We start from the raw sequence: 25,891 nt of genomic DNA, 5'->3' as shown, positions 1-25,891 counted from the left end.
GTGCCAAGCCATGCTCGGCAGAGGGGCTGTACCGGTAATGCCCTTGCCGAGCATGGCTCGGCACTACAGGAGGGTTATCGGTAGTGCCGCTTTCCCGATATGGCTTGAAAGGCCTCAAAAGCCACCCCTCCCCTTGGCCTGCGGCCAAAGGGAGGGAGCAGACGGTCAGCCCTGCAGGTCGTGTTCGCGGTGGTAGCGGGTGGCTTCGGCCACTTCGTTCTTCGAGCCGAGGAATACCGGTACGCGCTGGTGCAGCTGGGTCGGGGCGATGTCGAGGATGCGCTCGCGGCCGTTGGTAGCGGCACCGCCGGCCTGCTCCACCAGCAGCGACATCGGGTTGGCCTCGTACATCAGGCGCAGCTTGCCGGCCTTGGACGGGTCCTTCTTGTCCCATGGGTAGATGAAGATGCCGCCGCGGGTCAGGATGCGATGCACGTCGGCCACCATCGAGGCGATCCAGCGCATGTTGAAGTCCTTGCCGCGCACGCCGTCCTTGCCGGCCAGCAGGTCAGCCACGTAGCCCTGCATTGGCGCTTCCCAGTGGCGCTGGTTGGACATGTTGATGGCGAACTCCTTGGTGTCCGCCGGTACCTGCATGCCGCGCTGGGTCAGCACGAACTCGCCGGTTTCGCGGTCCAGGGTGAAGGCGTGGGTGCCATGGCCCACGGTCAGGACCAGCATGGTGCTGGGCCCGTAGATGCAGTAACCGGCGGCGACCTGCTGGGTGCCCGGCTGCAGGAAGTGCTCGTCGCCCGGCTTATCCACACCCTTGGGCGAGCGCAGCACCGAGAAGATGGTGCCGACCGAGACGTTCACATCGATGTTGGAGCTGCCATCCAGCGGATCGAACAGCAGCAGGAAGTCGCCCAGCGGGTATTCCGACGGCACTGGCTGGCTGTGGTCCATTTCCTCGGAGGCGCAGGCGGCCAGGTGGCCACCCCAGGCATTGGCTTCGAGCAGGATCTCGTTGGAGATCACGTCCAGCTTCTTCTGCGCCTCACCCTGCACGTTGCCGGTGCCGGCATCGCCAAGCACGCCGCCCAGGGCGCCCTTGCTGACAGCGATCGAGATGCTGGTGCAGGCACGGGCAACCACGGCCACCAGCTGGCGCAGGTCGGCGTTGATGCGCTTGGCATGCTGTTCTTCGATCAGGAAACGGGTCAGCGACGTACGGGACATGGACGGCAACTACCTTCAGACGAAAGGGGCGCTATTGTCGCGGCTGGCTCCACTTTTAGCGAGTCGCAGCCAGATTTTGTCTCCCTGTGGACAAATCTGGACAGCGCCTGCCGGCCAGGGCGGCGTGTACTGGTTCCGGCGATGAAAAGCCCGCCATGGCGGGCGCATCCGGGTTATCCACAAACGTTTGGGGATAACTCCAGATTGGAATGAGATGTGGATAAGTCCGTGGGTATTGGTTTTATCCACAGGCCTCGTACCATTCAGGGCCTTGCTGGAGAACACGATGGATTGGAACCAGGCCACACATGGTTTGTTGACCGCCCTGGGCATCGGCCTGCTGATCGGCGCGGTGCGCGAGCGTCAGCACGGCGGGCGCAAGAGCCTGCAGGCCGGGGTTCGCACGCATGCGCTGTCGGCCTTGATGGGTGCGGCAGCGCTGATGCTGGGCCAGGCGGTATTCGTGGTCGCACTGCTGGCGGTGGCGGCGCTGGCCTGGACCAGCTATCGCGTCACCTCGCGCGAAGATCCGGGCCTGACCGGCGAGATCGCCCTGTTGATAACTGTGTTGCTGGGTGCGCTGGGCATGCAGCAGCAGGCGCTGGCCGCGGCGCTGGGTGTGGTGGTGGCGATCCTGCTGTGGGCCAAGGCGCCATTGGCGCGGCTGAGCCGGGAGGTGATCAGCGATCAGGAGGTGCGTGACGCCCTGTTGCTGGCCGCCTGTGCGCTGGTGGTGCTGCCGATGCTGCCGGACAGCGCGGTTGATCCCTGGGGCGTGCTGGTGCCGTCCAAGCTGTGGCAGATCGTGGTGCTGGTGATGGGTGTGGGCATGCTCGGCCATATCGCGCTGAGGGCGGTGGGCGCGCGCTGGGGTCTGCCTGTAGCCGGGTTCTTTTCCGGCTTTGCCTCCTCGACTGCGGCAGTGGCCGGGTTTGGCCGCAGCAGCCGCGCCGCGCCGGCCCTGGTGATGCCGTCGGTGGCGGCCGCGCTGTTGGCGAATCTGGCCTCGTTGCTGTTGTTTGCTGCGGTTATCGGTACGAGTTCGGCGACGTTGTTGAAGGCTACGGCTTGGCCATTGGCGGCAGCGTGCCTGGTTCTGTTGTTGTGCTCGGCGCTGGGGCTGCGCCATGTGGCCGATGAAGCGGTGCCGCAGGGGCCGGCCAGCAAGGCCTTCCAGCTGAAGCATGCCCTGCTGATCGCACTGGTGATTGCGGTGGTGCTGTTGCTGTCCGAAGGGCTGCGGCAGTTGTTCGGGCAGGCCGGTGCCTTGGCCGGGGCGACCATTGCCGCCTTGGGTGAACTGCACGCGGCGGCGGCGAGTATTGCCGGGCTTACGGCTTCTGGTGGCCTGGAGTTGGCACAGGCGCGCTGGGGTGTGGTGGCGCTGTTGGCCTCGGCGTCATTGGCCAAGTCGGTGCTCGCGTTCGCCAGTGGTGGCGGGCGCTATGGCGCTGGCGTGGCGATTGGGCTTGGGGCGATGGTCGCAGCTGCGGTGGTGGTGACCTGGGGGGTGCCGGGGTAGCTGCGGGATATCCACAGGGGCTTGTGGATAAGGCTTTGGGGTAATGGCAACGGCAAGAGCTGGAGCAACCGGCACCCCTCCCCAACCCTCCCCTGCGTTTCGCGCAAGGGAGGGGGCTAAGCTGCAGTTCGCGAAATGGTGAGGGCTGCAGCTATTGCCCCCTCCCTTTGCCGTAGGCAAGGGGAGGGTTGGGGAGGGGTGCTTTAAAGCTCCAAAGCCTTTATTCCACAACCTTATCCACAACCCTCAAGCCACAAAAAAGCCCGGGTTTCCCCGGGCTTTTCATTACATCAGCAGCAAAGATGCATCAGCCGCGGCTGACGTCGTAAACCGCCTTTGCGACGTAGTCCAGGTTGTTCTGGCTCAGCGCGGCAACGCAGATGCGGCCGGTGCCGACGGCGTAGATGCCGTAGTCGTCACGCAGCTTGTCTACCTGCGCCTTGCTCAGGCCCGAGTAGGAGAACATGCCGGCCTGCTGCTGGATGAAGCCGAATTCCGGCGCGCCAAGGGCGGCCAGCTTCTGCACCATGCCGGCACGCAGGGCGTGGATGCGCTCGCGCATTTCGGTCAGCTCGGCTTCCCACACGCCACGCAGCTCGCCACTGTTCAACACGCCGGCGACAAGCGCGGCGCCGTGGGTGGACGGGCTGGAGTAGATGGTGCGGATGATGCGCTTGACCTGCGACTGCACGGCCTTGGTCGAGGTCGCGTCCGGGCCCACCACCGACAGCGCACCGACGCGCTCGCCGTACAGCGAGAACGACTTGGAGTACGAGTTGGCGACGATGAAGCTGTCGATGCCGGCATCGGCGACGATGCGCACGGCCTGACCGTCCTCGGTGATGCCCTTGTCGAAGCCCTGGTAGGCCATGTCGATGAAGGGGAACAGTTGGCGGTCCTTCATCAACGCGGCAACCTGCTTCCACTGCTCGGTGCTCAGGTCGGCACCGGTCGGGTTGTGGCAGCAGGCGTGCAGCAGCACCACGGTGCCCGGCTGCAGCTTCTGCAGGTCGGCCAGCATGCCGGCGAAGTCCAGGCCGTGCGCGGCGTTGTCGTAATAGGTGTAATCGACCACGTCGAAACCGGCGGCACCGAACACAGCGCGGTGGTTTTCCCAGCTTGGGTTGCTGATGGCGATGGTGGCGTGCGGCAGCAGGCGCTTCAGCAGGTCGGCACCGACGCGCAGCGCACCGCTGCCACCAACGGTCTGCGAGGTCGCGACGCGGCCGGCGGCCAGCAGGTCCGACGCTTCGCCGAACACCAGCTTCTGGGTGGCCTGGGTGTAGGCCGGCAGGCCGTCGATGGGCAGGTAACCGCGCGGTTTGGCCTCGGCGGCCAGCGTCTGCTCGATCTGCTTGACGGCGCGCAGCAGCGGAATGCGGCCGCTCTCGTCGTAGTAGATGCCCACGCCAAGATTGACCTTGGTGGTGCGGCTGTCAGCGTTGTAAGCCTCGGTCAGACCCAGAATCGGGTCACCAGGTACCTGTTCCACGTTTGCAAAGAAGGACACGGCGATACTCGTATCAGTGGCGGGGAGTGGGGGTGCTCGGCGCGGGATGCAGCAAAAACGCGCTCAGAACCGCATCATCGTAACAGGGCTGGAGCCCCGTGGCCGTAGGGTTTCAGCTGGAACTTCAGCGCGCGGGGCAATGACGCTGCCTGCGTGGATCGGAGATGATGGCCGGATGCGTACTTGTAATCGTTTTTTGGCGTTTTCCGGGCTGATGCTGGCATTGCCGGCGCTGGCCGACGAGTTGCCCACCGCAACGCTGGATCGGGTGCAGGTCCAGGCCGCCAAGGTCCACGCGGTGGACGATTTCGACCTGCCCGCCGCCAGCACCACGTTGGCGTTGGACGCCGACGGCAATGGCCGTGGCGCGCAGCTGTCCGAAGTGTTGGGCGCGGTGCCCGGGCTGCTGGCACGGGATCGGCAGAACTACGCGCAGGACACCCAGCTGTCGCTGCGCGGCTTCGGCGCGCGCTCCACCTTCGGTGTGCGCGGGGTGCGGCTGCTGGTCGACGGGGTGCCGGCGACCATGCCCGATGGCCAGGGCCAGCTCTCCCACTTCAATGTATTCGGCGCCGACCGGGTGGAGGTGCTGCGCGGGCCGTTCTCGGCGCTGTACGGCAATTCCTCCGGCGGCGTGCTGCAGCTGTGGAGCGCGGACGGGCAGGACGGCGATCCGTGGCGGCTGCGCAGCAGCCTTGGCAGCAACAACACCTCCAGCACCGGCGTGCAGCTCAAGGGTCTGGCCGGGGCCATGCACTACAACGTGGCGGCCAACCATTTCCGTACTGATGGCTGGCGCGCGCACAGTGCGGCCCGGCGCGAATCGGTGAATGCACGGCTGGGCTTCGATCTGGCGGCAGGCCAGCGGCTGGAGCTGCTGTTCAACGGCTTCGATGCGCCACATGCACAGGACCCGCTGGGCCTGAGCCGGGAGCAGGTGCGCGAGAACCCACGTCAGGCCACCGCCGTCGCCACCCAGTACAACACCCGCAAGTCGGTGCGGCAGACCCAGCTGGGCGCGGTCTACAGCGTCGAGCGTGATCAACAGACCTGGCGGCTGATGGGCTATGCGGGGCAGCGTGCGGTGGAGCAGTTCCTGGCGATCCCGCCGGGGCCGCAGAACAGTCCCCTGCATTCGGGTGGGGTGATTGATCTGGACAGCGATTACGGCGGCGTGGACGCGCGCTGGGCCTGGCACGGGCAGCTCGCCGGCAAGCCGCTGGAGCTGGTGATTGGTGCAAACGCAGACCGCCAGCAGCAGCACCGCACCGGCTACGAGAACTTCATTGGTAGCACCCTGGGCATAAAGGGCCGGCTGCGCCGTGACCAGAACGACCGTGTGCAGAACATCGACCAGTTCGCGCAGGCCTGGTGGCAGTTCAGCCCGCGCTGGTCGGCATTGCTGGGCGCGCGCCATAGCGAGGTGCAGTTCCGTTCGCGCGACCGCTACATCACCGCCAGCAACCCCGACGACAGCGGCCGCCGCGATTACTCGGCGACCACACCGGTGGCGGGTCTGGTGTTTCGTGCCAGCGATGGTCTGCGTTTCTACGCCTCGGCCGGGCGTGGTTTTGAAACGCCGACCTTCAACGAGCTGGGCTATCGCGCTGACGGCGGTGCGGGTCTGGCGCTGGACCTGGCCGCCGGCAGCACCCGCAACTACGAGATCGGCAGCAAATGGCGCGCGCAGAGCGGTGCGCGGCTGGAGCTGGCGCTGTTCCGTGCCGACAGTGAGGACGAACTGGCGGTGGCGACCAACAGCGGTGGCCGCAGCAGCTACCGCAACATCGGCGCGACCCGGCGCCAGGGCGCGGAGCTGAGCTGGCTGCAGCCGATTGCCGCTGACCAGCAACTGCAGCTGGTCTATACCTGGTTGCAGGCCAGCGTGCGCGAGGCCTACCGGACGTGTACCGGCCTGCCCTCGCCCTGCACCCAACCCGGCAATCTGGTGGCGACGGGTACCCGGTTGCCGGGCGTGCCGCGCCAGCAGTTGTTCGCGCGCTGGCAATGGCAGCCGGGACCATGGCAGTGGGCGGCCGAAGTGGTGGCTGCCAGCGACATCGGCGTGAACGATCTGGGCAGCGCCAACGCAGCCGGTTATGGCCTGTTGAACCTGGAGATGGCGCGGCAATGGCGCACATCACGCGGGCCGCTGCGCGCCTTCGCCCGTGTGGATAACCTGCTGGACCAGCGTTATATCGGCTCGGTGATCGTCAACGACGGCAACCAGCGCTATTACGAACCGGGCCCGGACCGCGCCTTGACCGTGGGCCTGCAGTGGCAATGGGCGCGGTGAGCGGCTGAGCGTCCGCACTTGGCCCCCTCCCTTTCGCGTAGCGAAGGGGAGGGCTGGGGAGGGGTGTCTTTGCCTTTGCCTCTGTTTTTGCCGTCGCACCCACCCAACAACCGCCTGAACACCCCGCTCACCCCCAACTAACAGCCCCGGGCGTATCTGTGAGCGCCCAACTGGGAGGGTTGTGCCATGTACCGCCCCGATCGCATCGAGCATCCCGCTGCGCCAACCTTGTTTGCCGCCGATCCCAAGCTGATGCGGCGTGGCCGGCTCAGGCGCAGCCAACATGCGGCGGATGAGGTGGCGCAGGATTTCGTCCAGTACAGCCTGGATGACTATGCGCGGCGTCGGCGCGGCGCACGCGGCTGGCTTGATCTGCAGCCGGCTTATGCATTTGCGCTGGCCACGCATGCAGCGGATTGGCCGCGTGGCAGCGGCGAAACCGACGTGGAACTGGCCGAGCATTGGGAACAGGCACGCGGCGGCTCACGGTTGCGCTGGGAACAGGTACGGGATCTGGTCGAAGACGCATGGCTGGCGCTGGACCGCATGCCAGTGGCTGCCGTGCACGTACGCTAGTCGAAACGTGGGGAAGTTTTTGTAGGAGCGGGCGTCAGCCGCGAAGCTGGCAATGCTTGGCTACCGATGGGTATGTAATCTGGAGGTGCATGAGCTCTTGCGGCTTCGCCGCACCCTCTCCTGCCTTCGGCACGCAGCTGTTTTGTAGGAGCGGCGTCAGCCGCGAAGCTGGCAATGCTTGGCTACCGATGGGTATGTAATCTGGAGGTGCATGAGCTCTTGCGGCTTCGCCGCACCCTCTCCTGCCTTCGGCATCCTCTCCCACAAGGGGAGAGGAGAAAAGCCAAAGCAAAAAGCCAAAGCCCTCAAAGCAACTCGACCAGCACACCCCGGGGGAGGTGCGGATGTGCTGGCCGGTCGCGGTCAGGCGTTGAAGTCCAGCACCACGCGGCCTTCAATCGCACCTTCATGCATGCGCTTGAACACGTCGTTGATGTTCTCCAGCTTGTCGGTGCTCACCGTCGCGGCGACCTTGCCATCGGCGGCGAACTGCAGCGATTCCTGCAGGTCCAGGCGGGTGCCGACGATGGAGCCGCGGACGGTGATGCCATTGAGCACCATGCCGAAGATATCCAGCGGGAAGTCACCCGGCGGCAGACCGTTCAAGGACACCGTGCCGCCACGGCGCACCATGCCCAGCGCCTGTTCGAAGGCCTTGGGCGAGACCGCCGTCACCAGGGCGCCATGCGCGCCGCCGATTTCCTTCTTCAGGAAGGCGGCAGGGTCGGTATTGCGGGCATTGACGGTGATGCTGGCGCCCAGGCGCTTGGCCAGGGCCAGCTTGTTGTCGTCGATATCCACCGCTGCCACGTTCAAGCCCATCGCCTTGGCGTACTGCACCGCCATGTGGCCGAGGCCGCCGATACCGGAAATAGCCACCCAATCACCGGGCTTGGTGTCGGTGACCTTCAAGCCCTTGTAGACGGTGACGCCGGCGCACAGGATCGGCGCGATCTCGACGAAGCCCACTTCCTTGGGCAGCAGGCCGACGTAGTTGGCATTGGCCAGCGCGTATTCGGCGAAGCCACCGTTCACCGAATAGCCGCTGTTCTGCTGCGCTTCGCACAGGGTTTCCCAGCCGCCCAGACAGTGCTCACAGTATCCACAGGCCGAATACAGCCACGGAATGCCGACGCGGTCGCCTTCCTTGATGTGGGTAACGCCCGCACCGACGGCAACCACGTGGCCGACGCCTTCATGGCCGGGAATGAATGGGGGATTGGGCTTCACCGGCCAGTCGCCTTCGGCGGCGTGCAGGTCGGTGTGGCAGACGCCACAGGCCTCGATCTTGACCAGGATGTCGCCCGCAGCCGGACGCGGCACGGTTACTTCTTCAATCACCAGCGGCTTGCCGAATTCGCGGACCACGGCCGCTTTCATCGTCTTGTCCATCAATCGATCTCCTTTGCGGGGATAAGTCCAGCATGGCGCCAAGCGTGGCGTGGCGCCTTGATCCAGATCACGCCCGGCCAGTTGCGACCGGGTGGATCAGGGCCTGGTTCAGAAGAAGCCCAGTTTTTTCGGCGAATAGCTGACCAGCAGGTTCTTGGTCTGCTGGTAATGGTCGAGCATCATCTTGTGGTTCTCGCGGCCGATGCCAGACTGCTTGTAGCCACCGAACGCCGCGTGCGCGGGATAGGCGTGGTAACAATTGGTCCACACCCGCCCTGCCTGTATCGCACGACCCATGCGGTACAGGCGTGAAGCATCGCGGCTCCACAGGCCGGCACCGAGGCCGTACAAGGTGTCGTTGGCGATCTCCAGCGCTTCTTCTTCGGTCTTGAAGGTGGTCACCGACACCACCGGCCCGAAGATTTCCTCCTGGAACACGCGCATCTTGTTGTGGCCCTTGAACACCGTCGGCTTCACATAGAAACCGTCGGCCAGATCGCCGTCGAGCTGGTTCTGCTCGCCGCCGATCAGCACCTCGGCACCCTCGGCCTTGCCGATCTCGATGTAGGACAGGATCTTCTGCAGCTGCTCCTGCGAGGCCTGTGCACCGACCATGGTGTTGGGATCCAGCGGGTTGCCCTGCTTGATCGCCGCCACCCGTGCGAGTGCGCGCTCGATGAACTTCTCGTAGATCGACTCCTGGATCAGCACCCGCGACGGACAGGTGCAGACTTCGCCCTGATTGAAGGCGAACATCACGAAACCTTCCACCGCCTTGTCGAGGAAATCATCGTCCTCGGCCATCACGTCGGCGAAGAAGATGTTCGGCGACTTGCCGCCCAGCTCCAGCGTCACCGGGATCAGGTTCTGGCTGGCGTACTGCATGATCAACCGACCGGTGCTGGTCTCGCCGGTGAAGGCGATCTTGGAGATGCGCGGGCTGCTGGCCAGCGGCTTGCCGGCTTCCAGGCCGAAGCCGTTGACGATGTTGAGCACGCCCGGCGGCAGCAGGTCGCCGATCACCTCCATCAACACCAGGATCGAGGCCGGGGTCTGCTCGGCCGGCTTCAGCACCACGCAGTTGCCGGCGGCCAATGCCGGTGCCAGCTTCCACGCCGCCATCAGCAGTGGGAAGTTCCACGGGATGATCTGCCCAACCACGCCCAGCGGCTCGTGGAAGTGATAGGCCACGGTGTCGTTGTCGATCTGCGACAGGCTGCCTTCCTGCGCGCGCAGCGCACCGGCGAAGTAGCGGAAATGGTCGGCCATCAACGGTACGTCGGCGTTGAGGGTCTCGCGGATCGGCTTGCCGTTGTCCCAGGTTTCGGCATGGGCAATCAGCTCGAGGTTTTCCTCGATGCGATCAGCAATGCGGTTGAGGATGTTGGCGCGCTCGGTGGTCGAACGCTTGCCCCAGGCGTCTTTGGCTGCGTGCGCGGCATCCAGCGCCAGCTCCACGTCCTCGGCGTTGGAGCGTGCCACTTGGGTGAACACCTTGCCGGTGATCGGCGTGGTGTTGTCGAAATACTGGCCACTGCGCGGGGCCACCCATTCACCGCCGATGTAGTTGCCGTAGCGGGCTTTGAACAGGGACTGCGGGTCGGTGGCATGCGGTTTGGCGGACAGGACTGCGTTCATCTGTGGAATCTCCGATTCAGCGGTGTGTGGGCCGCGTGTGTGGCGGTGGCTACAACAGGCGCAAGAGCGATGCCAAGTTCCGCCTGTTGCGTTGCGGCACGATGAAACGCCATTGACTACCGAGGCGTGGCCGCAGATTTGCTGCACTGCGAAACGGCAGGTGATTGCAGCGCCCGCTCCGGTGTGGTGTTAATCGGAACAGTGGTTTGAACAGCTGTCGCAAAATGCGACACAGGAGCGCTCATGGCACTGGCACTGCAACATCGCGTGGGCAACGCCCGCCGCTCGTTCTTCGAGCGCGGCACCACGCCCGTGGGCACCGTGCCCGACACCATCCTGCAGTCGTGGCGGCGCTGCCAGCGCAGCGGCCTGCTGGTGGATGCCGAACCTGCGCTGGAGCCCCTGCCCGGCCACAACCTGCGCGAACTGCGCGAGCGCCACGAACGCTTGTGGCGGCTGGCGCGCGCTGAGCTGGATGGGCTGGCCGCACACACCGCCAGCACCGGCAGCATCGTGCTGCTGACCGACGAGAGCGGCTGGATCCTCAATGCCGAGGGCAGCGCCGGCTTCCTCGACAAGGCCGGGCGCGTGGCCTTGATGCCGGGTGTGTGCTGGAGCGAATCGGCGGTGGGCACCAATGCCATAGGCACCGCGATCGTGGAAGGCCGCGCGGTGGAAGTCCGCGGTGGCGAACACTTCTACGCACCGCACGGCATCCTCAGCTGCTCGGCCATGCCCATCCACGATCCGCATGGGCAATTGGCCGGCGTGCTCGACATCAGCGGCCCGGCCAGCGTGCAGCAGATGCATGCGATGGGCCTGGCGCGGTTGGCCGCCAATCGCATCGAGCACCGCTTCTTCGAGGATGGTCTTGGCGATTGCGAACTATTACGCCTGCACCACGACCGCACCTTGCTGGGCACCGCAGGCGAAGCCGTGCTCGGCTTCCGCAATGGCCGGCTGGTTGCGGCCAATGGTGTTGGCCTGCATCTGTTTGGCCTGGAGCGCGGTGATATCGGCCGCGCGTCGTATGAGGCCCTGTTCGAGATGCCGTTGTCGCGGATGCGCGATGAAGGCATGTTGCAGGATCGCAGTGGGCGCGTGCTGCATGGCAAGCTGGATGCGCCAGCATCGGCAGCCCGCACGCGGACGACCAGCGCTGTGCCGGCGCTGTCACGGCCGATGCCTCGCCCGGTTGCCGCGCCCGCCGTGGTATTCGATGCAGGCCAGCGCGAACAACTGCTGCGCGCCGGTCGCGTGCTGGAAGCGGGCCTGCCGGTACTGCTGCAGGGCGAAACCGGTACCGGCAAGGAAGTGGCGGCGCGCGCGCTGCATGCGCAGGGCAGCCGCAGCAGCAAGCCATTCATTGCGGTGAACTGCGCGGCCCTGCCCGAAGGCCTGATCGAATCGGAATTGTTTGGTTACGAGGAAGGCGCCTTCACCGGCGCACGTCGACAAGGCAGCCAAGGCCTGCTGAGGCAGGCGCAGGGTGGCGTGTTGTTCCTCGATGAAATCGGCGACATGCCGCTGGCCCTGCAGCCGCGCCTGCTGCGCGTGCTGCAGGACCGCGAGCTGTCACCGCTGGGTGGCGGCAAGCCGGTCAAGCTGGATTTCACGCTGATCTGCGCCACCCATTGCGACCTGCAGCAGGCGATGGACGAAGGTCGTTTCCGTTCGGATCTGTACTACCGCATCGCCGATCACGTGATGCGGTTGTCACCGCTGCGTGACGCACAGGACCGCGCGCAGCTGCTGCAGGCGATGTGGCAGCCCTTGGCGCAAGGCCGTGTGTTGAGCGTGGAGGCAGAGCGTGCGCTGGTTGCGTATGACTGGCCAGGCAATCTGCGCCAGCTTGCGGCCTGCCTGCGCACCCTGGTGGCGTTGACCGAGCCGGGTGCGGTGATTGATCGGGAACTGCTGCCGGAGTATCTGCATCAGGCTGCGCGACGCGTTGCTGCTGCGCCGGTGATGGATGGCAGCCTGCAGGAACTGGCGTTGGATGTGATGCGGCAGACCTTGGCGGCCTGCGATGGCAATGTGAGCCTGGCAGCGAAAAGGCTGGGGGTTAACCGCAGTACCTTGTATCGGCGGTTGAAGCTTTAAAGCTGAGCAACAGCAACAGCAACAGCAACAGCAACTGCAACAGCAACTGCAACTGCAACAGCAACTGCAACTGCAACTGCAACTGCAACTGCAACAGCAACTGCAACTGCAACAGCAACTGCACCCCTCCCCGGCCCTCCCCTTCGCTGCGCGAAAGGGAGGGGGTGGTTCCGGCGGCCTGCAGCATCCTGCGTCTGCTCCCTCCCTTTGCCGAAGGCAAGGGGAGGGTTGGGGAGGGGTCAGCTTTTGACTTTGATTTTGACTTCGATCTAGACCCAACCCAAAGGCCATATCAACCCGGCAACACCGCCGCAGCCCTTGCCAACGCCTCAATCCCCGCCCAATCGCGCGCCTGCAGCAGCTCGCGCGTGGTCAACCACGAGCCGCCCACGCACAGCACATTCGGCAGATGCAGGAACTGCGAGGCGGTCTGCGCGCTGATACCACCGGTCGGACAGAAGCGCACGTCACCGAAGGGGCCATTCCAGGCCGACAACATGCCCACGCCGCCTGCCTGCACGGCCGGGAAGAACTTGAACGTATCCAGCCCATGCTCCAGGCCGCGCATCAGTTCGGACGAGGTCGCAACGCCGGGCAGGAACGGCAGGTCGGTATCGCGCGCCGCCGCATACAGCGTGTCGGTGGCGCCCGGCGACACCGCGAAGCGCCCGCCCACTGACTTGAGCTTCTCCATCTGCGCCGGGGTCAGCACGGTGCCGGCACCAACCACTGCATCCGGCACGGCCTCGACCATTGCCTTGATCGCATCCATCGCGTTTGCGGTGCGCAGGGTCACCTCGATCACCGGCAGGCCGCCGTTGAACAAGGCCTGTGCGACCTGCACCGCATCGTCGACGTTGTCGGGAGTGAACACCGGAATCACCGGGGCCAGTTTGAGCACTGCGCGTACGCGCGGATCAGCGCCGGACATCGAACTTTCCTTCGCCCATCAGGGCCATGACGTCGGCCACGCCGACTGGGTTGAAATCACCGGGAATGGAGTGCTTCAGGCAGCCTGCGGCCAAGCCGAAACGGATCGTGGTTTCCGCATCCATGCCTTCGATCAGGCCGTGCAGTACGCCGGCCGCGAATGCGTCACCACCGCCGATGCGATCGACGATATCGGTCAGCTCTTCGGCTGGCGCCAATGCGCGGGTGCCATCACGGCCGAGCAGCATCGCGCCCAGTGAATGGTGGCCGACGCTGTGCGCTGTGCGCTGCGTGCAGGCCATGTACTGCAGGCGCGGGAAGGCGGCGAATGCCATCGCTGCCGCGGCCTCGACGCGCGCCTGCGGTTCGGGCTGGTTGAACTCGCCGCCCAGCACCACACCGATGTCGCGGTAGTCGGCAAACACGATGTGCGCGCAGTCGAACAGGTCGCGCAGGATCGCCTTGGCGTCGCCGCCCCAGCGTTCCCACAACTTGGGCCGGAAATTGCCGTCGAAGGAGACCTTGATGCCGCGCTCGTTGGCGGCGCGTGCGGCGGCCAAGGTGGCCAGTGCGGCTTCCATGCCCAAGGCAGGACTGACCCCGGACAGGTGCAGCCACTGCGCGCCCTGCAGCAGCGCCGGCCAGTCGTAGCTGTCGGCGCGGGCGCTGGCGAAGGCCGAGTCGGCGCGGTCATAGACCACTTCGCTGGGCCGGTGGCCAGCGCCGGTGGTCAGGAAGTACAGGCCCATGCGGCCATCGCTGCGGCGCACGCGCGCGGTGTCCACGCCATGGCGGCGCAGTTCGCCAGCCACCGCCGCACCCAGCGGGTTGTCGGCGACCACGCTGATCATCGCCACGTCGTGGCCGAAGTGGGCCAACGACACGCCGACATTGGCTTCGGCACCGCCGGCATGCACGTCCAGCGCGGGCGACTGCAACAACAGCTGGTTACCAGGCGCGCCCAGGCGCAGCAGCAGCTCACCAAAACAGACAACACGGGGGGAAATCATCGCCATTCCTGTCTCCTCGTCGATCGGCGCGCATCATGGCACGGTTGATTGGCTATCGGTGTCATTTGCCTGCGACTGTCCCTCCGGCTGCCCGTGTTACCGTCCCCTCATGTCCATCAGACAATGGTTTCCGCGCTGTTTGAGTCCTGCTGCACTGCAAGATGCTCCCTCTTCACGCAGCTGCTACTTTCCGTTTTGACCAGCGGTGTCATCCGGCGCAAAGCACAAGCCGGAGCCACTGCATCGCATGCAAACCTTGGAGAGGGGAAGCACATGAATCCACGTAACTCGCAGAAAAAGACACCGGTTACCTTGCTCGCGTTGGGGATCAGTTTGGCCCTGCAGGCAGGCGCTGCCATGGCCCAGGACGCCGCTGCGCCGGCTGCCGGCACCGCCGCCACCGAACTGGATGCAGTCACCGTCACCGGTTACCGCGCCAGCGTGGAGAAGGCGCTGGACATCAAGCGCGGCGAAGCCGGCGTGGTCGATGCCATCGTCGCCGAGGACATCGGCAAGTTCCCCGACAGCAACCTGGCCGAATCGCTGCAGCGCATTCCCGGCGTGGTGATCACCCGTGATGGCGGCGAAGGCCGCAACATCTCGGTGCGCGGCCTGGGCCCGGACTTCACCCGCGTGCGCATCAACGGCCTGGAAGCTCTGAGCACGGTCGGCAGCACCGACGGTCAGGGCGGTACCAACCGCGGCCGTGGCTTCGATTTCAACGTGTTCGCCGCCGACCTTTTCACCCAGCTGATCGCGCGCAAGACCGCATCGGCCGATGTGGACGAGGGCTCGCTGGGTGCCACCGTGGACCTGCGTACCGGTCGCCCGTTCGACTATGACGGCCTGACCATCGTCAGCAACGTGCAGGCGTCCTACAACGATGCCTCGCAGTCGGCGATGCCGCGCTTTGCCGGTTTGATCGCCAACAGCTGGGCCGATGGCAAGTTCGGTGCGTTGTTCTCGGTGGCCTACTCCGAACGTGAAACCGTTGAAGAAGGCAGTGGCACCGTGCGCTGGGCCAATGCGCTGGCCAACACGCCCACCAACACCGCCAACCCGAACGGTGTCGGCTTCGCCGGTTGCTCTACCGGCACCGCGCCCTTCCCCGGCGTCTGCAGCGACAAGGTCTATACGCCTCGCTTCCCGCGTTACACGCTGGTCGAGCATGACCAGAAGCGACTGGGCATCACCGGCGCGCTGCAGTTCAAGCCCAGTGACCGCACCAGCTTCAACCTGGACATGCTGTACTCCAAGATCGACGCCAAGCGCGACGAGAAGTACATCGAAGCCAATGGCTTGAGCAAGACTGGTACGGCTGGCAAGGCGCAGGCCGTGGTCACCGATGGCGTGATCGAGAACGGCGCGCTGGTCTACGCAAAGATGGACAACGTGGACATCCGTGCGGAGAACCGCCACGACGAATGGACCACCGATTTCTACCAGCTCAGCCTCGATGGTGAGCACCGACTGACCGACAACTTCACCATCACCGGCAAGATCGGCACGTCCAAGTCCAAGCATGAGAACCCCATCCAAGCGACCATCATGATGGACAAGCTGGATGTGGATGGTTACAGCTACGACTACCGTGGCAATGCCAACAAGCCGGTGTTCAACTACGGTGTGAGCCCGACCGACCCCAATGGTTGGACGCTGTCCACCATTCGCCTGCGCCAGAACTACGTGACCAACGAGTTCAACAATGGCCAGCTGGAGTTCTCCTGGGTGATGGGACCGTCCTTCACCCTGGACGGCGGCATCCAGGCCAAGAACTACAGCTTCGATTCGATGGAACGTCGCCGCGCAGACACCGAATCGAACGTCCCGAATTTCAGCACCGGCAACAAGCTGGTACCTGCTGACATGACGGAGCTCGCCAGTCTCGGCGGCATGTCGGGCTCGCCCGGCAAGTGGGTGGTTCCGAACTTCGGTGCGATTGCCGACCAGTTTGGCATCTTCAGCAACCAGGGCACCTTTGCCGTTGCCGACTACGCACCCAGCATCCGTGGTGTTGAGGAGCAGGATCGCAGTGGCTGGTTGATGGGTCGCTTCTCCACCGAACTGGGTTCGATTCCGGTGTCCGGCAACATCGGTGCCCGTTACGTCAAGACCAAGCAGACGTCGCACGGCATCGCCACCGGTTCCGGTACGCCCGTCGTGGCCACTGCAACGCGTGAATACAACGATTTCCTGCCGTCGCTGAACCTGGTTGCGGAAATCACGCCTGACTTCCTGATCCGCTTCGGTGCGGCCAAGGTGATGTCACGTCCGGGTCTTGGCAGCCTGACCCCGGGTGTCACCGTCAGCGTCAGCGGCAGTGCCAAGACGGTTAGTGCTGGTAACCCCGACCTGGAGCCGATCCGCGCCAAGACCGCGGATCTGGGCTTCGAGTGGTACTTCAACGAAGGTGCCATGCTCGGTGTCGGCGTGTTCTACAAGGATATCGGCAGCTTCATCCAGAACACCCGTGAGAGCCGCATCTATTCGGAAAGCGGCCTGCCGGCCAGCTTGCTGGCAGGCACCGATGCCAGCCCGGATGACTCCTTCGTGTTCTCACTGCCGGTCAACACCCCGGGCGGTGACCTGACCGGGGTCGAGTTCAACTACACGCAGCCCTTCACCTTCCTGCCGGGCAAGTGGTCCAACCTTGGTGCGCAGTTCAACTACACCTATGTGGAATCGAAGGTGCAGTACATCACCAGCAGCGGCGCGCTTGCACAGAAGACTGATCTGACGGGCCTGTCGCGCAATTCCTGGAACGCCACCCTGTTCTACGAAGGGACCAACTGGTCGGGCCGCGTGTCGGCGACCAACCGCGATGATTACCTGATCCAGGTGCCGGGCACCGAGAAGGGCTTCGACAGCGCGGGCCTCGGCGTGCACGGCCAGAGCGGCACCACCTTCCTCGATGCGTCGATCCACTACCGCATCAGCGACCAGCTGGAAATCAGCCTGGAAGGCGCCAACCTGACCAACGAAGCACAGGAGTCGTGGGTGTCCAACCCGTCGGTATCGCTGCCGCTGGAATACAGCGAGACCGGTCGCCAGTTCACCCTGGGTCTGCGTTACAAGTTCTGATAGCCGCCGTTTGGCAGGGACCGGAGCGCACTCTCTCCGCAGCTCCGGCCCTGCCCTTTCATCCTCCGCAGGCCATGGTCATGCCATGGCCTGACGGCTGTCCACGCGCGGCCGCAACGGCCCGACAGCACCTCTGAAGTACTCGCCAGGGACAACCCCACACCCTTCTCAGTCCGCTTGATTCCCCGCCCGGGGAAGGAGCCAACCGCATGGATCGTAAGCGCCGTTTTGGAAAGACAACGGTTACCTTGTTGGCAACCGCCATTGCTTCGGTATTGACCGCTCCCCTTGCCTTCGCCCAGTCCGCACCTGCGACCGCCGAGGCCACCCAGCTGGATGCAGTGAACGTCACTGGCTACCGCCAGAGCCTGCAGAAATCGCTGGACGAAAAGCGTTACACCACCGAACAGGTGGACGCGATCTTCGCCGAGGACATCGGCAAATTCCCCGACCAGAATCTTGCCGAGTCGCTGCAGCGCATCGCCGGCGTATCGATTGATCGCGAAGGAGGCGAAGGCCAGCGCATCTCGATCCGAGGCTTGGGCGCGGACTTCACCCGCGTGCGCCTCAACGGCCTGGAAGCATTGGCTACCGCCGGCAACGGCAGCAGCGGCGTCAACCGCAGCCGCGGCTTCGATTTCAATACCTTCGCCTCCGAACTCTTCAGCCAGGTCAAGGTCAACAAGACCCAGTCAGCGCAGATGGATGAAGGCTCGCTGGGTTCGACGGTGGACCTGCGTGGTTCGCGGCCGTTCGACTTTGCCGGTTTCCAGGCCTCGGCATCGGCACAGGCCGGCTATGGCGAGCTGGCGGAAAAGTATGACCCGCGCTTCTCCGGCCTGATCAGCAACACCTGGGCCGATGGCCGCTTTGGTGCCTTGTTGTCTGGCTCGTACAGCAAGCGCAACGTGTACGAGGAAGGCTACAACCCGGTGCGTTGGGAGCACGGCAACCACCGCAACTCGAACCAGTCCAACGCCGCCAACAACGGCACCTACGGCTTCTGCTCGCCGGTGGGTTATGACCCGCAGACGCCGCGCAACCCGGCATCGAACGAAACCCCGGCTGGCAGCGGAAGCCAGGCCAACCAGGACCGCAACAACGGCTGGGGCAGCTACGGCATCAGCGCCACCCATTGCGGTACCGGCCTGCCGCGCCCGGACAATACGCCGGAAAACATCGCCGCCTACGAGACCGCGACCAATGCCTGGATCCCGCGCTACCCGCGCTACATCCGCACCGCGCATGAGATTGAGCGGTTGGGTGTAACCGGTGCGTTCCAGTTCCGCGTTTCCGATGACACCCTGCTCAGTTTCGATGCGATGTACTCGAAGCTGGACAAGGAACAACGTGAAGACTCCATTGGCGCCAACCTGCATCGTGCCGCCAACCTCGGCGGCAAGACCCAGATCGTGGTGCGCGAGGCCGAGGTGGACGCGCAGAACCGGCTGATCTACGGCGTATTCGACAACGTTGACTTCCGCACCGAGTCCAGCCTGATCGAGGAATCGACCACCTTCCAGCAGTACAGCCTGAACCTGGAACATCACTTCAACGATGCGGTGAAGATGGAGGCCGTGCTCGGCCACTCCAGTTCGGACTACGAGCGCCCGGTGTTCTCGCTGGTGAGCTTCGACAACAGCAATGTCGATGGCTTCGTGATGGACATGCGCAACGGCGGCGACATGCCCAACATGACCCTGCCCTTCGCCTTGAACGACCCGGCGGCATGGTCGTGGCTGGGTTACGGTGCGGTGCCGGTCAACAGCAACGGCACCGCGCGCGGCAGCAACATCAGCGAAGTGCGCTTGAACCCGAGTTACGTCAACAACGCCTTCGACACTGCCAAGGTCGACCTGCAGTTCAACATCAATCCAACCTTCACCCTGCGTACCGGCCTTGCCTACAAGGACTACGACATGGAGTCGGAGGAGTACCGCCACATCAGCTACGGCCGCCTGGCCCAGGCCCTGCCGGCGGGCGTTACCGTCGGTGACCTGAGCACCACGCTGACCGGCTTCGGCAAGAACCTGTCCGGCAATGTGCCGAACGGTTGGCTGGTCCCGGATTTCGGCAAGATCGCCGAACTGCTCAACATCAACTGCAACTGTGACACAGGCGTGCAGGGCGGTGATTACCGTCTGGCCGGCGTCGGCCATTTTGGCGCTTCCAACAACAACTTCGAGGTCAACGAGCGCAGCCTCGGCGGCTACCTGCAGTTGGATTTCAACACCGAACTGTGGGATCGCGCCTTCCGCGGCAATGTCGGCGTGCGCGTGGTCAATACCCAGATCAGTTCTTCGGGCTGGGCGCCGTGCAACGCAGCCACATCGGGCAACAACTCGGCCAACTGCGAATCGTTCTTTGGTGTGGCCAGCGCGACGGCTGCAGCCGGTGAACGCTCGCTGGTGCGCTCGGTGGTCAACCACAGCTACCAGGACGTGCTGCCGTCGCTGAACCTGGCCTGGGACGTGGCCGAGAACGTGGTGCTGCGTTTCGGCGCGGCCAAGACCATGGCACGACCGACGCTTGCCTACCTGTCACCCAGCGTCAGCGGCGGCCCCACCGGATACTTCGATGATGGACGCGTGTTTGCGATCAACCTTGGCAACCCCAAGCTCGACCCGTTCCGCTCGACCAACTACGACCTGAGCGCGGAGTGGTACTTCGGTGATGGTGGCCTGCTGTCGGCGGCACTGTTCTACAAGGACATCGACAGCTATGTGCAGCGCACCCGCCTGCTGACCACCTGGGGTGACATGGGCTACGCGCTGGACCTGTTGCCGGCTGGCTTCACCGCCGACACCATGTTCAACGTGCAGAGCTACTACAACACCCCGGGCGGCCCGCTGAAGGGCTACGAGTTGAGCTACCAGCAGCCATTTACCTTCCTGCCCGGCATCTGGAGCAAGTTCGGCATCCAGCTCAACTACACCCATGTCGAGTCGAGCATCAAATACATGTTCAGCTCGGCCGGCAACAGCAATACCAGCATCACCACCACCTTCACCGACAACGACCTGGTCAACCTGTCACCGAATTCGTACAACGCCACTTTGTACTATGACGATGGCAAGTTCAGCGCCCGTGTTTCCACCAGCTACCGCGACGGCTACATCGGCGAGATCCTCAGCCAGGAAAGCGTCTGGGACCTGGACGGCAACCAGTTCGCAACGCCGGATGTGACCGGCAAGAACAGCGTGCGCAACGTCGACTTCAACATGTCGTACAAGGTCAACAAGAAGCTGTCGCTGACCTTCGAGGCGATCAACCTGCTCGACACGCCGGACCAGCGCTATGTGGACTCGTCGCTGCAGATGGCCGACCGCTACACCGTTACCGGCCGCCAGTACTACGTCGGCGCGCGCTACAAGTTCTGAGATGGCGCGCGCAAGGCCAATGCAGCACCACCGGGATGCCAGCACGCTGGTGTCCCGGTGCACGCAGGAGGATGCGATGAGGCGTTTGTGGTTGTCGGCTGCGCTGTTGATCAGCACAGGCTGGAGCTCCGCGGCGGTGCAGGCAGCCGTGCAGCGCACCGAGCCCGAAGCCGAGAATATGTTGCTGCTGCAAACTGCCTCCGGCGGTTGGTCCAAGCAGTACCAGGGCAAGGCAGTGGATTACCAGCATGTGTTCAGCGCCAGCGAGCGCGCAGCGTTGCAGGACCCGGATCGGCTGGATGACGCCAATATCGACAACAAGGCGACCACGCGCGAGATCCGCCATCTGCTGCAGGCCTGGAAAGACACCGGCAACGCCGCCTACCTGAGCGCCGCACGGCGCGGCGTGGATTATCTGCTGGCCGCGCAGTACGCCAATGGCGGCTGGCCGCAGTACTACCCCGAGCGCTCGCTTTACCGGCATCAGATCACCTTCAACGACGACGCGATGACGCGGGTGCTGGATCTGCTGCAGGACATCGCCGAAGGCGTGCCCGCGGTTGCGGGCCTGCCGCCGGACTATGCAGGCAAGGCCAACGCCGCCTTGCAGCGCGGCCTGCGGAATGTGCTGGCCACGCAGGTGCGAATGGATGGCCGGCTTTCCATCTGGGCCGCGCAATACGACGAGGTCAGCCTGCAACCGGCCAAGGCGCGCTCCTACGAACTGCCATCGTTGGCGGTATCCGAGTCGGTGGGCGTGCTGCGGCTGTTGATGCGCCAGCCTGAGCCGAGCCCGCAGACCATCGAAGCCATCGAAGCCGGCCTGCAGTGGCTGCAGGCCAATGCCTTGCTGGACCTCGCGATGCGCAAGGTCGAGGCACCGGAGCAGCCCAGTGGCAAGGACGTGCTTGTAGAACCTTTGGCAGGCGCACGGCTGTGGGCACGCTTCTACGATCTGGAACAGGGGCGTCCGATGTTCGTCAATCGCGAGGGTGAGCGTGTGGCGCGCTTCGCGGATATTCCGAACGAGCGCCGGGTAGGTTATGCCTGGTATGGCGTGTGGCCGGAGCAGTTGCTGGAACGGGAGTGGCCGAAATGGGCGCAGCGGCATGGGCGGAAGATGCCGGAGCGAACGTGAAGTCTGACCCTTCTCCATCCGGGAGAAGGTGGCCCGAAGGGCCGGATGAGGGTGAGGGCGAAGCCCATGCAATCCTGCATTGCGGATGTGCTCGACTCTCTCCCCAACCCCCGCTCCGCGCCCCGGCCCTCGCGCCAGCGCAAGGGCGTTCGTAGCGGCGCGAACCTTTGGTTCGCGAGCGCCCCTTCTCACCCCGGAGGGAGAGGGGCTTAAGCAAGGCAGTCAACCGATTTGGAACGAGTTAGACAATGAACCAGAAAACCGTGTTGCGTCCCACCCATCTCGCCTGCGTGCTGGGCCTGCTGTTGGCACCGCTGAGCGCAGTCGCGCAGTCGCCTGAGCTGTTGTTCCGCGTATCCGCGGACAAGGGCTTCGTCGCCGACAGCGCAGGTGGCGATGCCACGCCGAACTTCCAGGACAAGGTCAGCCTTGTCGATGACGGCGCGCATGGCCGCGCCATCCAATGGCAGGACGACGGCGTGCTGTCGTGGAATGCGCCCGGCAACATCCAGGCCGAGCGCGGCACCTTGTCGTTCTTCTGGCGTTCGCGTTATGCGGTGGGCGAAACCCCGTTCGTGATCTTCCGGGTCGGCTACGCCGACCACAGCAGCTGGGACATGGCGTGGCTGCGCATCGACTGGAACGGGCACGGCTTCGATGCCTTCGTCACCGATGCCAACCTGGCCCGCACCCGTGTCTCGTTCAAACTCGACAGGAATCCGTCGCCCGAACAATGGCAGCACATCGCCTTTGCCTGGGACGAGGACAAGGGCGTCAAGCTGTTCGTCGATGGCCGTGAAGTCGCACAGGCAGCCACCACCGGCGACTACGACGCAGCGCTGGACCAGCTCGGCCTCGCCGGCCGGGTGATGGCGCCCTACCAGGTGCAGAGCCGCTACAACTTCCTGCGTGGCAGTGACTTCGACGAGATTCGCGTCTACGACCGCATGCTCGATGTTGCCGGTGTTGCCGCGCTTGCGCGCAATGCCGAGCCGCGCAGCGCCGAGAGCGGCAGCGCCTCGCAGCGCGCCTGGTGGCACCGCTATGGTTGGGAAGGTGCAGCGCCGCCGGCACTGAGCGCGCCGACCACAAGCATTCGCAAGGTCGAGTTTGCTGACGTAAAAGACAAGCTGCAGTGGATGTGGAAGGGCACTGACGGCATCGCCGAAACCACCTGGCCGGGCGTCTACAACCGCTCGCGCCTGCCCGGGCGCAATGATTACTTCCAGCTGCCGGACTGGAACACCTACGTCGAAGGTGGCCAGCAACTGGACCTGACGGTTCCAGAAGGCGAGCACATCAATCGCATCGAGATCCGCGGCGCCGCCTACGGCGAGCTGAAAGGAACGGCCGGCACCCTGTTCAAGCGTCCGCAGGGCGTTGTGCGCAGCGTGGACAGCTTCGCCGACCAGGTTGGTGGCACGTTGCACTTCCACAACACCGCGCAGGAAACGCCGATCCAGGAGATCTGGGGCTACCAGGTCAGCGACGCAGCCGAACCGCAGGGCACGGTCAAGCAGCGCTACCAGATCGACAGCAGCGTGCTGCCGGATTACACCAATATCGCAAGCCTGCGCGACTACATCGACGGCCGCTTCGCGCCGGATGAGCGCAGCACGGTGATGGCGCTGCCCAAGGGCGCAGGCTCGCGCAAGCGCGCTGCCGACAGCCTGCCGGCCAAGCCCATGCCGATCGTGCACGTGCTGATTCCGTCCGGCGTCGGCGATGCACCGGCCGCGCAGCCGCTGATCCGCAGCTGGGCGCACAGTTGGGAGAACATGTACGACGGCCTGGATGGTGTGGCGATCGATATCCCCGCACTGGATCTGCCGGCGACGCATGACGGTCTGATCCCGCTGAACATCCGCATCAAGGACCCGATCTGGCCGGCGCGCGACATGATCGACGTTTCGGTGTCGGTGAAGCCGGGTGAAGCACGCACGCTGTGGCTGGACCTGCGCGACCGCATCCTCACCGCCGACAGCCTGTGGATCTCGGTGGCCTCGGCCGCGCCCGGCTTCAATGCCGCATCGCTGGACGGTGCCGAAGTGCGCCTGGTGTTCAAGGAACGCAAGGAGGCGATCAAGCAGCATGTCGCCGATCGCTTCAACCAGGTGCGTGACAACTGGGGCTTCCTGGTCGAGGAGCACACCACCTCCAAGCGCCAGCGTTTGTACTCGCGCGTCTATGCTGATCTGAGTGATCTGCTGCGGGTCGATCCGGACCATGAGCTGGGCCGCCTGTATTGGAATTACATCAGCTACAACAGCCAGGGCAAGCCACCGTTCGAGCAACCGCAGGCGCCGAAGGGCGTACCGTTGTGGGCGTTCCGCCAGGTTGAAGACCTGAAGTACGTGCGTCGCTTTGTTGACTGGTGGATCGAGAACCGGCAGGTCGCTTACGGCGATTTCGGCGGCGGCATTTCCGATGACAGCGACCTGACCCAACAGTGGCCGGGACTGGCACTGATGGGCGTGGAGCCCGAGCGCTTGAACCGCTCGCTGACGGCACTCTCCGATGCGGTTTACCGCAACGGCATGTTCTCCAATGGCCTGAGCACCATCGAGACCGATGAGCTGCACGCCTACGAGGAGGGCATCAATACCAACAGCGCGATGCTCTACCTCAACTGGGGCGATCCGCTGACCGTCGAGCGCCTGATGGAGACGGTGAAGGCCTTCGACGAACGCATCATCCTGCGCAACCCGCAGGGCAACCTGCTGTTCTCCAGCAACTGGTTTGGCGGCAACAAGGTTTACCGCGAGCCGAACTGGCAATGGCAGAAGCCATACTCGTTCCCGGCGCTGCACCCGGCTTTCCTGATGGGTGAGTACAACGCCGATCCCACCGGCCGCAAACTGGTCACCGGTCTGGCTGACGGCTATCTGGCCCACGCCTACAACGACGACAAGGGCCGCTTCACCCTGCCCAACGAGATCAACTGGGCCACGGGCAAGACCCGCGGCGGCGAGTTGAACCAGGGCTCGGGCAGTGGCGATCTGATGCACACCTTCTGGGCCGCGTGGCGCTGGACCGGCGATGCCAAGTACCTGCAGGCGCTGGATTACCGCGTGGTGCGTGGTGGGCCGGGCGTGCTGTCCAACCTCGGCGAGAACTACGTCGATGTGCTGGGCAGGCAGCAGGACTGGGGCAAGCAGCTGGTGGCCGATGCCGACAAGGGCGGCAGTGGTTTTGCTGCGATCAGTGCCTGGCAGCAGACCGGTGACAAGAAGTACCTGGAAACGCTGCACGCCGACGGCATCCAGGCCAAGGCGCAGCGTGAGTACATGAACACCGAAGGCCACTGGTGGAGCGACCGCGTCGAAGCCCCGAGCGAGTTCCTGCAGCGCCTGCGCCTGGGTGGCATCGGCCTGAAGCGCAACCAGAGCTGGCCGGGGCATACGGTGAGCTGGCAGTTCGCCCAGCCTGAGGGTGCCGAACAGGTCGCCTTGCTGGTGCATGCGCCGTCACGTGAGCGCTTCAAGGTGATTGCCTACAACCTTGGCAATACGCCGCTCGATGCGACCATGACTGGCTGGAACATCGCCGGCGGTACCTGGCGTGTGCGTAGCGGTGTGGATCGCGATGGTGACGATGTGATCGACGGCAAGGCGGAGGTCCGCGAGGTGCTGCTGGAGAAGAGCGTCGGTACGCCGCTGCGGTTTGCACCGAAGCAGAACCAGGTATTCGAGTTCGAGCTGGCGACGCCGGGCACGCCGGTGGAGACGCGCTCGGACCTGGGCATTGGCCGTGGTGATCTGAAGATCGACGGTGAGCGCGTGCGGCTGACCGTGCACAGCCTGGGGCATGTCGGGACTGGCGCTGGTTATGCGGTGCTTGAAGATGCGCGCGGTCGTGAGGTCGCCCGGGTTGTGGTGCCTGCATTGGAAGCGCCGCTGGATCTGTCGCCGCGGACGGCGACGGTGGAGCTGCAGATGCCGGCCGGGTTCAAGCGTGAGGGAGCGAGCGTGCGGGTTGGCCTGGAAGGGGATGGGGCTGAGGTGACCAAGCTCAATAACCGGCTGCCGCTGCAGTGATTGTTCAAGCCCCTCTCCCGAAGGGAGAGGGGCTTTGCCAACCATAGTGTCGAGCCATGCTCGGCAGAGGCCTTACCGGTAATGCCCTATGCCGAGCAT

General features: G+C 64.6%; 15 protein-coding genes. 8 read left to right on the top strand and 7 right to left on the bottom strand.

All coding sequences use genetic code 11. The annotated features are described in order from the left end of the window. Positions 1-165: 165 nt before the first annotated feature. Positions 166-1,179, bottom strand: a complete 1,014-nt coding sequence (locus QMX78_RS10590) for a class 1 fructose-bisphosphatase (protein WP_282269224.1) — start codon at positions 1,177-1,179, stop codon at positions 166-168. Positions 1,180-1,465: 286 nt separating this feature from the next. On the opposite strand from QMX78_RS10590, the gene QMX78_RS10585 reads away from it, so the two are divergent. Further along, entirely contained in the window at positions 1,466-2,701 is a 1,236-nt protein-coding gene (locus QMX78_RS10585; RefSeq protein WP_282269222.1) for a DUF4010 domain-containing protein, read from the top strand. A 307-nt stretch (positions 2,702-3,008) separates the two neighbouring features. Here the strand turns inward: QMX78_RS10585 and QMX78_RS10580 are convergent, their stop codons facing one another. Continuing rightward, positions 3,009-4,211: an amino acid aminotransferase gene (locus QMX78_RS10580; RefSeq protein ID WP_282269220.1), complete on the bottom strand. Its 1,203-nt coding sequence runs from the start codon at positions 4,209-4,211 to the stop codon at positions 3,009-3,011. A gap of 214 nt (positions 4,212-4,425) precedes the next feature. Here QMX78_RS10580 and QMX78_RS10575 point away from each other — a divergent pair, with 214 nt between their 5' ends. Then, the gene (locus QMX78_RS10575) at positions 4,426-6,507 is read left to right on the top strand and encodes a TonB-dependent receptor (protein WP_282269228.1); all 2,082 of its coding nucleotides are present in this window, start codon (positions 4,426-4,428) and stop codon (positions 6,505-6,507) included. 252 nt (positions 6,508-6,759) lie between these two features. After that, entirely contained in the window at positions 6,760-7,083 is a 324-nt protein-coding gene (locus tag QMX78_RS10570) for a hypothetical protein (protein ID WP_282269226.1), read from the top strand. Positions 7,084-7,446: 363 nt separating this feature from the next. Here QMX78_RS10570 and adhP read toward each other — a convergent pair whose 3' ends face one another. Beyond that, positions 7,447-8,475 carry an alcohol dehydrogenase AdhP gene (gene adhP / locus QMX78_RS10565; protein WP_282269218.1) on the bottom strand — a complete coding sequence of 343 codons (1,029 nt, stop codon included), beginning with the start codon at positions 8,473-8,475 and terminating at the stop codon, positions 7,447-7,449. 108 nt (positions 8,476-8,583) lie between these two features. Further along, the gene (gene adh / locus QMX78_RS10560) at positions 8,584-10,113 is read right to left on the bottom strand and encodes an aldehyde dehydrogenase (RefSeq protein WP_282269216.1); all 1,530 of its coding nucleotides are present in this window, start codon (positions 10,111-10,113) and stop codon (positions 8,584-8,586) included. 243 nt (positions 10,114-10,356) lie between these two features. On the opposite strand from adh, the gene QMX78_RS10555 reads away from it, so the two are divergent. Then, positions 10,357-12,216: a sigma-54-dependent Fis family transcriptional regulator gene (locus QMX78_RS10555; RefSeq protein ID WP_282269214.1), complete on the top strand. Its 1,860-nt coding sequence runs from the start codon at positions 10,357-10,359 to the stop codon at positions 12,214-12,216. Here QMX78_RS10555 and QMX78_RS10550 read toward each other — a convergent pair. The 3 genes from QMX78_RS10550 to QMX78_RS10540 form a co-directional block, all read right to left on the bottom strand. After that, positions 12,179-12,340 (bottom strand): hypothetical protein, encoded by a 162-nt coding sequence (locus QMX78_RS10550; RefSeq protein ID WP_282269212.1) that lies wholly within the window; start codon positions 12,338-12,340, stop codon positions 12,179-12,181. The genes QMX78_RS10555 and QMX78_RS10550 overlap by 38 nt on opposite strands. Positions 12,341-12,508: 168 nt before the next feature. Beyond that, positions 12,509-13,147 (bottom strand): bifunctional 4-hydroxy-2-oxoglutarate aldolase/2-dehydro-3-deoxy-phosphogluconate aldolase, encoded by a 639-nt coding sequence (gene eda / locus QMX78_RS10545; protein WP_282269210.1) that lies wholly within the window; start codon positions 13,145-13,147, stop codon positions 12,509-12,511. Then, on the bottom strand, positions 13,134-14,156 hold the full coding sequence (locus QMX78_RS10540) for a sugar kinase (protein ID WP_282269208.1): 1,023 nt from the start codon (positions 14,154-14,156) through the stop codon (positions 13,134-13,136). The genes eda and QMX78_RS10540 overlap by 14 nt, the downstream gene beginning before the upstream one ends. A 273-nt stretch (positions 14,157-14,429) precedes the next feature. Between QMX78_RS10540 and QMX78_RS10535 the strand changes: the two genes are divergently transcribed. From QMX78_RS10535 to QMX78_RS10520, 4 genes are all read left to right on the top strand, one after another. Next, positions 14,430-17,237, top strand: coding sequence for a TonB-dependent receptor (locus QMX78_RS10535; protein WP_282269205.1), 2,808 nt, complete (start codon positions 14,430-14,432; stop codon positions 17,235-17,237). 209 nt (positions 17,238-17,446) lie between these two features. Next, positions 17,447-20,617: a TonB-dependent receptor gene (locus QMX78_RS10530; RefSeq protein ID WP_282269203.1), complete on the top strand. Its 3,171-nt coding sequence runs from the start codon at positions 17,447-17,449 to the stop codon at positions 20,615-20,617. A gap of 76 nt (positions 20,618-20,693) precedes the next feature. Then, complete coding sequence (gene pelA / locus QMX78_RS10525) at positions 20,694-21,755, top strand: pectate lyase (protein ID WP_282269201.1); 1,062 nt, start codon at positions 20,694-20,696, stop codon at positions 21,753-21,755. A gap of 248 nt (positions 21,756-22,003) precedes the next feature. Continuing rightward, positions 22,004-25,792, top strand: a complete 3,789-nt coding sequence (locus QMX78_RS10520; protein WP_282269199.1) for a LamG-like jellyroll fold domain-containing protein — start codon at positions 22,004-22,006, stop codon at positions 25,790-25,792. The last annotated feature ends 99 nt before the right edge of the window (positions 25,793-25,891 follow it).

Origin of the sequence: Stenotrophomonas sp. PS02298 (genome assembly GCF_029959445.1) — a bacterium.
Lineage (GTDB): Bacteria > Pseudomonadota > Gammaproteobacteria > Xanthomonadales > Xanthomonadaceae > Stenotrophomonas.
Note: the sequence above shows the minus strand (reverse complement) of the source record. Positions and strands in the feature narration are given on the sequence as shown.